This is a genomic window from Gemmatimonas sp., from assembly GCF_046594945.1.
Classification (GTDB): Bacteria; Gemmatimonadota; Gemmatimonadetes; order Gemmatimonadales; family Gemmatimonadaceae; genus Gemmatimonas.
The window spans coordinates 1-6673 of record NZ_JBKJRB010000022.1; the positions used below are offsets into that span (position 1 = coordinate 1).

The following is a 6673-nucleotide window of genomic DNA, read 5'->3' on the forward strand; positions in this document are numbered from 1 at the left end:
TAGCGGGCCATGGCGGGTGCTCGACAGCGAGTCAAAACGGCGACACATTCTCTGCATCCAACACCCGTCATCGTGCATCGAGTTCCGTTTCCACATGAGCAGCGTTCGGGACTTATCCTACAACCTCGTTATGCCGTTGCCGAGGATTGTGGTATGTTTAGGGTTTGAACCCCGTGCCCGAGGAGAGCCCCGTGTATCTGACTATGGAAGTTGAGCGCGAAGCGGATGGCCGTTTTCTCGCCGAAGTGACTGATCTGCCGGGCGTGCTGGCGTATGGCGCAACCGAGCAGGAGGCCATTGCGCGCGTTCAGGCGCTGGCGCTGAGATCACTTGCCGATCGACTGGAGAATGGTGAGCCGGCCCCGAGTTTGCTGCCGCTCGATTTTCGTGCGGCCTAAGCGCGCTCGGCGCCGTTCATGAGCGAATGGCCGTCAATGAAAGCGCGCCGAGTATTGGCCGCGTTGATTCGTATTGGTTGGGTGGTCAAACGACAGGCAAGCTCGCATAAGGTTCTTGCGCGGGAAGGATGGACGGATACGGTGTTCGCCTTTCATGATGGCGAAGAAATTGGACCACGTATGCTCGCCCGCATTGCTAAGCACACCGGGCTTCGTCCCGAAGATCTGTAGCCGCCTCTTCCGCGCACCACGGTATACCAATCAGTTGCAGTTGACAGCGCTTTGTGGAATGCGCGCTGCGCGCGCCATTTCAGTTGAGCGCTGCAACTGAACTTGAGCGTTAGCATGAGCTTAACCGGCTTGATCTTGGCGGCCATGAGAGATTACATTGTAATTACATAAAGGAGGATGTATGAAAGCGCGGTTGGTGCGTATCGGAAACTCGCGCGCGGTCCGCCTCGCGAAACCACTACTTGAAGAAGCGGGACTTACAGATGAGGTTGAGATCCGCGTGCAAGGCGGGGCGCTGATCATTACGTCCGCCGATTCCCCGCGGGCAGGGTGGGCAGGCGCCATCGAGAAATACGGGCCGACCGAGCTACTGGACGAACCGACCTCCACCGCATTTGATGATGAGGAATGGGCGTGGTAACCGCCGGTGAAGTGCAACGCGGTGAGGTCTACCTCATTTCTTTGAGCCCCACGCGGGGCCGCGAAATCCGGAAGACCCGCCCATGCGTGATTGTGTCGCCAGATGAACTGAATGCGTCCATCGGCACGTACATCGTAGCGCCGCTAACGACCGGCAGTCATCCGTACCCGTTCCGGGTTGGTTGTCGATTTGCTGGCAAGAACGGGCATGTCATTCTGGATCAGTTGCGTACCGTTGATCACGAACGGCTGGTCAAACATCTCGGTACGTTGACCCCAACCACGCAGTCGAAGATTCTCGGCACGCTACAGGCGATGTTCGCGGCGTAGCCATGCCAACAACGCGTTGCTATTGTCAGCGCGTTTTGGAATGCGCGCTGCGCGCGCAATCTATATGGATGCGCTGCAACAGGACGCAAAGCGTTCGGCGACCCCGGCGGGCATCGCGACCATCGGAAGGAACCATCCTGATAGGCGGTGATGTCAGCTGTCCGTTCTGCTCAACATCCGCATTCAGCCCCGTGCACAATGTCCCAACTTCGTGGCCTGCTCTGCTCGGTGAGTGCAACGTTGGCGGTAGCCTCCGCACCTCTTCGCGCGCAAATTACGTCGCCAACCGTCACAACCATTCGCGGTATGGCGATGGACAGTCTGACCATGCGGCCGCTGCAGCGTGCGCGCGTTGAAGTAGGGAGTTCCGGGCAGAGCGCCATCACCGACGCTCGAGGCGCTTTTCGTATCGACAGCGTACCGATAGGCCCTCAGCGCCTCATCTTTTCCGCGCCGACTCTTGATTCCCTTGGGCTCTTCGGATTCGCCTCGGAGATCGACGCGAGGGCCAACCAGCCGCCAATAGCGCTCGCCACGCCGTCCTTTGCGACCTTCCATGCCCGACTGTGCGCACCGTCCAGCACGGTCACGGTCGATAGCGCCATTGTCTTCGGTACAGTCTACGACGCCAGGACACAGGGCCGCGTTGGCAACGCGACGGTGGGCCTGCGCTGGTTCGCCGTCGATACGGTGGGCGGAACGCGCCTGACCGAGCTGGCCCGTGACGCCCGAAGTGGTGAAGATGGCAACTATGGCATGTGCGGACTTCCCGCCGACCTGACGCTCACCACCGCCGTCTCGACAGGTGGGCTCTCCAGTGGCACAACGAGTCTGACGATTGGCCGCGCCCGCATTCTGCGCCGCGACTTCTATGTGAGCGACGAGATGCTGCGTGACAGTACAGGACTGCAGCGCGGCAGCGGCGCATTGCGTGGTGTGGTTGTGAACGAACGTGGGCAGGCGATGGTGGGCGCGCTGATTCTGCTCGGCGGCTATGGGCAGTCCACGCGAACGGACTCTCTCGGTCGGTGGACTCTACGAAATGTCCCGCTCGGGACGCAGGAACTCAGCGTACGACAGCTCGGAAGCGGCGCACTGGTTCGCACGATCGATGTGCTGGCAGAAGCGATGCCAGACGAGAACTTTGTGATGCCTGACGTCACCGTACTCGCCACCATGAATGTGCGCGGCGTCGAAATACCTGATCGTGATCAAGCGGGATTTCTGGCGCGCCGTCGACGCGGCTTCGGATACTTTGCCGCAGGCAAGGACATCGCGATTCGACCTGATCTCGCCGCCGTGCTCAGACGGCTCCCAGGACTCCAGGTCAGCGACGGCATGGCCGGGCTCAGACTTCGGAGCACTCGCGGATATGGATGCGGCTCACCCGAGATCGTTGTCGATGGCATCCCGAGTGCAGTGTGGGGGCGAGCGTCCACCATTCCGATTGCCGATGCCGATGCCGGCGCAGCCCCGACGCCGAATCTGCTCCTTGCTTCGCTCTCCCCGCGCGATATCCTCGGTATCGAATACTACCCCTCGGCCGGTGAGGCACCGGCACAATTTGCATCGGGTCCACCACCGCGCTGTGGGATGCTGATGGTCTGGACGCGCGCATCGAGGTGGTGATCGACGCAGAGGCGGCCATGGCATCCGCCATTCCTCCACAGGAAACGTGATAACTGCGCATGAGGTGAGTGCTTGAAACCTGTGATGCTCGTGAGCATGCTCGCTGTAAACGCCACGCGCCTGCCGGCCTAACGATGCTTGCTGCAGTCGGGCGATTCGGTAGCTCGCTGCGCTCGCATTTGATTTGATCGCCCGCTGCAGAAGCCAGCGTTGAGGCTGTAGGATTAGCCTGTCGTCGCCGTCGCCCCGCTTATTGTGGAGAACTTCACCGCCACATTCGCCTCAGGATCGACGATCGCCTTCGCGTCAATGGTTCTTGTATGCGGGAAATCAGCTTCGACGATGGTGTTCGGACTTATCCTACAGCTTCGTTATGCAGGCGAATACGAGCGGAGCCAGACCACATTTCTCCGACTAACCCGCAAGACCGCCGAGACGACAGCGGCTGACTCAAGGCACGTTCGAGTTTCATTCACCACTGGACACGCCCATGAAGATGTTCCCCAGCGGAGTCGCGGCGATAACTTTGGCATTCGTTGTCAGGTCCGCGTCCGCCCAGGCACGTCCACCGCTGCCGAGCTGCCCGGACGGCTCGGTAGGGCGATCGACCGCGATGCAATCCGCGACGGAAACGGTCGCAAGGATTGCGTCTGACCGGCTGGTCGTGAAAGGACGAGCGACGATCCGCACCCTCACGGGGGAGACGGTGGCGAAAGCAATCGCCGCCTTCGAGGAGGCGGTTCGCATGGATTCAACGAACGCCTCGGCCCATTTCGCACTCGCCCGTGCCCATATGCAGTCGCAGCGCTATCTGAGTGTGCCGAAGAGGGACGTCCAAGCGCGTGCACGCGCGAGCCTCGACAAGGGCCGACTACTGCATCCCGCAAGCATTGACGGCTTGCACCTGTTGGCGGATGTAGTCCTAGCCAACACGCATGACTACGTCTGCGCAAAGCGGATTCTCGAGGCGGCATTGTCGCTCGATCACAAAGATGCGCGTACGCATCACTACTACTCCCAGCTGTTGAGCGGTATGGGCCAGTTCGATCTCGCCTTTCAGCACGCGGATACGGCGATCGCGTACGCAGACGCCGACACTCGCGCGTTTGTGTTGCGAAATCTCGGGCGGCCGCGCTACATGGCCGGCCAGTTCGATTGGGTTCTTACCCAATACATGGCATCGGAGCGGAATGCACCACTCGCGCATTTCTATCGGAGTCTAGCTTATGGCGGCTTGGGGAAGTTTGACGAGGCACTCCAAGAGGCCAAGACGTATCTGTCTGGAGATCCTGCCCGCGATGCGGGCGGTGTCGGCATGGTCGCATTGGCGTACGCCAGCGCTGGTCAGATCGAGGCGGCCCGTTCACTCTTGCGCGAGTTGCTGGAGCGCGATGCGCGAGGCGAGCATGTCGTCGAATACCGTATCGCCGCCGTGTACGCGGTCCTAAGCGAACGGGACGAGGCGTTTCGTTGGTTGGCGAAGGAGATCGACGATTCCGACGGCCTCGGTTCATGGCTGCTTTGGCTAAACTCTGACCCCGTCTGGAAAGAGCTGAGGAAGGATCGCCGGTGGAACGACATCCAAAGGCGTGCCGGATGGTAGTCGGGCGTCCGTGAACGCATGCGCGGCGCGCGATCAGTGTCTGCAAGTGTTCACACGAGAGTTCGATCATGCGGCGCGCGCCGGTCGTCTCCTGATGCGAGTGTTCGCCGACTCGCGAGCCGAACGATGCTTGCTGCAGACAGGCGCAATTCGGTAGCGCGCCACGCGCGCATTTGATTTGATCGCCCGCTGCAGAAGCCCGCGTTGTTACACGCATCGAGGCACGAATGGACGCGCGCGGCGAGACCACTGGCGTGTTGTATATGATCAGCATATACTTTCAGGGTGACTGACTTTTCCGCTTTCGCGGCCCGACTGGCCGGCTTTGACTGGGATCGCGGGAATGCGGAGAAGAACTGGGCTCGGCATGCGGTCTCGCGGAACGAAGCCGAGGAAGTCTTTTTTCATGAGCCGGTGCTGCTGGCCGAGGATGTCAAGCACTCCACCCGAGAGCCGCGCTACCTCGTGCTGGGCCGTACGGCGGCGGATCGGCGACTCGCGGTGATCTTCACCGTGTGTCGCGATCTGGTCCGTGTGATTTCAGCCCGGCCGATGAGTCGAAAGGAGCGAACCCTGTATGCCAAAACCCCGCACGAAGCCCCGTAAGCCCATCCCGACGTTCCGCTCCGAAGACGAGGAGCGGGCGTTCTGGGCGACGGCGGATACGTCCGAGTATTTCGAGTATCCGCAGGCGACCCGCGTGGCATTTCCGAATCTGAAACCGTCCACCGCGACGATCTCGCTGCGCCTCCCGCAAGGGCTCCTCGACGAGCTCAAGGTCTTGGCGAATCAGCGCGATGTTCCGTATCAGTCGCTCCTCAAGGTGTACCTGGCGGAGCGTATTGCCGCCGAACGGCGCGCGAGCGCATAACGTTTCGCTGCTGCTGACAGCGACGGTGGGGTACGCCGTGTAACTGCGGCGCTGGCGCGCCTCCGTTCACGGCTATTTGTTGATAGTCGCCGCAGCAGAGCGCAGCGTTGAGGCTGTAGAAAAACCCTAATTTCGCACCGCGTCGGCGTGCGCGGTGATGCGAACAATCGCGCGCGGCATTTTCAACAGCGCATTGGTGCCTTCAGATGCAGAAATCCGGTCGTATTGGGGCAGGACGTGCCATCACTGCGTGTGGGCTCATGCCGCATACCCGGTGTTCGCCAGCTTTTCGATGTGGTGCACGAGGCAAAAGAGCAGCCACTGGCCGTTGACTTTCGTCCGGTCGCGCAGCGTGAAGCGATCGCGCCGCTTGTTGTAGCGCAAGTTGCCAAACACGGGCTCCACCGTGCCGAAGCGTTGGCCGTACTGCTCGCGCCCCGCTAGCGTATCGAGGCGTTGCTGCATCCGCATCGTGTGCGTCTCGGTCTCGGCGGCGTTTTCGCGCCCACGAAAGAAGGCGACGTTCCGCACCACCGTGGTGTCCGGTGTGCGCAGTCGCGTTTCGCGCCGCGAAAGTGTTCGCCCCCATAGCCCTTCGTCACATTGCGTGCGCCCTTCCGATAGAGCGACGTCCCCGCCGGACAGACACACGTGCGCGCCTCGGCGTCGGACGTGAAATCATCTGGCGTGAAGAGCGCCAACGCCTGCTTCGCCGTGCCCGACTTGTCATGCAAGGGATTCGGGGCGCTCGTATGATGCGCGCGATCCGCAAATCGTTCGTCGCGTTTCCGCATGTCCGGGTCAGCAATGAGGGCCGTCACGTGTCGCGCGGCCAACGCGGCGAGATTGGCTTCGCTGTGGTACCCCGCGTCCGCCGTGAGCACGGTGTCGCTCGTCCGCCGCGACTCCAGCGCGTCACCCACCGGCAGCAAGAGCTCTTGCTCAGAGCCCGTGCTATGCGCTTGGGCATTCACGATGATCTGATGTTTCGCATCGACGGCCGCCACCCCCGTATAGCCCTGCACCACACCCTTGTCGGTCGCCATCTTCGCGCGCTCATTGTCGGTACGATTGCTCTTGCGCCGTCCGCCCGTCGGCCCATGCCGATCCGTGGGATGCGTGGCCAACCACGCCCGCAGCTGCTCGGCATCCCGCGTGAGTCGCGCGATCCGCTCGGTGGTCTTGGCCGCG

10 protein-coding genes are annotated in these 6673 nt (G+C 61.6%); 8 read left to right on the forward strand and 2 right to left on the reverse strand.

Translation table 11 applies throughout. From position 1 onward, the window contains the following. The first annotated feature begins 173 nt into the window (after positions 1 to 173). The 8 genes from ACLL97_RS02930 (at position 174) to ACLL97_RS02965 (ending at position 5482) form a co-directional block, all read left to right on the forward strand. Positions 174 to 398, forward strand: coding sequence for a type II toxin-antitoxin system HicB family antitoxin (locus ACLL97_RS02930; RefSeq protein WP_411278991.1), 225 nt, complete (start codon positions 174 to 176; stop codon positions 396 to 398). A gap of 18 nt (positions 399 to 416) precedes the next feature. Continuing rightward, positions 417 to 629, forward strand: coding sequence for a type II toxin-antitoxin system HicA family toxin (locus tag ACLL97_RS02935; RefSeq protein WP_411278982.1), 213 nt, complete (start codon positions 417 to 419; stop codon positions 627 to 629). A gap of 181 nt (positions 630 to 810) precedes the next feature. Continuing rightward, positions 811 to 1050 carry an AbrB/MazE/SpoVT family DNA-binding domain-containing protein gene (locus tag ACLL97_RS02940; protein WP_411278983.1) on the forward strand — a complete coding sequence of 80 codons (240 nt, stop codon included), beginning with the start codon at positions 811 to 813 and terminating at the stop codon, positions 1048 to 1050. Further along, positions 1038 to 1379 carry a type II toxin-antitoxin system PemK/MazF family toxin gene (locus ACLL97_RS02945; protein WP_411278984.1) on the forward strand — a complete coding sequence of 114 codons (342 nt, stop codon included), beginning with the start codon at positions 1038 to 1040 and terminating at the stop codon, positions 1377 to 1379. Before ACLL97_RS02940 ends, ACLL97_RS02945 begins: the two co-directional genes overlap by 13 nt. A 198-nt stretch (positions 1380 to 1577) precedes the next feature. Further along, positions 1578 to 3008, forward strand: coding sequence for a carboxypeptidase regulatory-like domain-containing protein (locus ACLL97_RS02950; protein ID WP_411278985.1), 1431 nt, complete (start codon positions 1578 to 1580; stop codon positions 3006 to 3008). A gap of 613 nt (positions 3009 to 3621) precedes the next feature. Further along, complete coding sequence (locus ACLL97_RS02955) at positions 3622 to 4611, forward strand: tetratricopeptide repeat protein (RefSeq protein ID WP_411278986.1); 990 nt, start codon at positions 3622 to 3624, stop codon at positions 4609 to 4611. A gap of 285 nt (positions 4612 to 4896) precedes the next feature. After that, positions 4897 to 5217: a BrnT family toxin gene (locus ACLL97_RS02960; RefSeq protein WP_411278987.1), complete on the forward strand. Its 321-nt coding sequence runs from the start codon at positions 4897 to 4899 to the stop codon at positions 5215 to 5217. Then, complete coding sequence (locus tag ACLL97_RS02965; protein WP_411278988.1) at positions 5189 to 5482, forward strand: BrnA antitoxin family protein; 294 nt, start codon at positions 5189 to 5191, stop codon at positions 5480 to 5482. Before ACLL97_RS02960 ends, ACLL97_RS02965 begins: the two co-directional genes overlap by 29 nt. Before the next feature lie 258 nt (positions 5483 to 5740). Here the strand turns inward: ACLL97_RS02965 and ACLL97_RS02970 are convergent, their stop codons facing one another. Both ACLL97_RS02970 and ACLL97_RS02975 read right to left on the reverse strand, forming a co-directional pair. Continuing rightward, the gene (locus tag ACLL97_RS02970) at positions 5741 to 5953 is read right to left on the reverse strand and encodes a transposase (protein ID WP_411278989.1); all 213 of its coding nucleotides are present in this window, start codon (positions 5951 to 5953) and stop codon (positions 5741 to 5743) included. After that, positions 5923 to 6673: transposase (locus ACLL97_RS02975; protein WP_411278990.1), on the reverse strand; the 751-nt coding region annotated here is incomplete at its 5' end. The genes ACLL97_RS02975 and ACLL97_RS02970, both read right to left, overlap by 31 nt.

Bases quoted from the DNA above. Each gene is read 5' to 3' on its own strand.
- ACLL97_RS02935 (WP_411278982.1), top strand. From the start codon at position 417: ATGAGCGAATGGCCGTCAATGAAAGCGCGCCGAGTATTGGCCGCGTTG.
- ACLL97_RS02940 (WP_411278983.1), top strand. From the start codon at position 811: ATGAAAGCGCGGTTGGTGCGTATCGGAAACTCGCGCGCGGTCCGCCTC.
- ACLL97_RS02970 (WP_411278989.1), bottom strand. From the start codon at position 5,953: ATGCGGATGCAGCAACGCCTCGATACGCTAGCGGGGCGCGAGCAGTAC.
- ACLL97_RS02955 (WP_411278986.1), top strand. From the start codon at position 3,622: ATGCAATCCGCGACGGAAACGGTCGCAAGGATTGCGTCTGACCGGCTG.
- ACLL97_RS02950 (WP_411278985.1), top strand. From the start codon at position 1,578: ATGTCCCAACTTCGTGGCCTGCTCTGCTCGGTGAGTGCAACGTTGGCG.
- ACLL97_RS02945 (WP_411278984.1), top strand. From the start codon at position 1,038: ATGGGCGTGGTAACCGCCGGTGAAGTGCAACGCGGTGAGGTCTACCTC.
- ACLL97_RS02965 (WP_411278988.1), top strand. From the start codon at position 5,189: ATGCCAAAACCCCGCACGAAGCCCCGTAAGCCCATCCCGACGTTCCGC.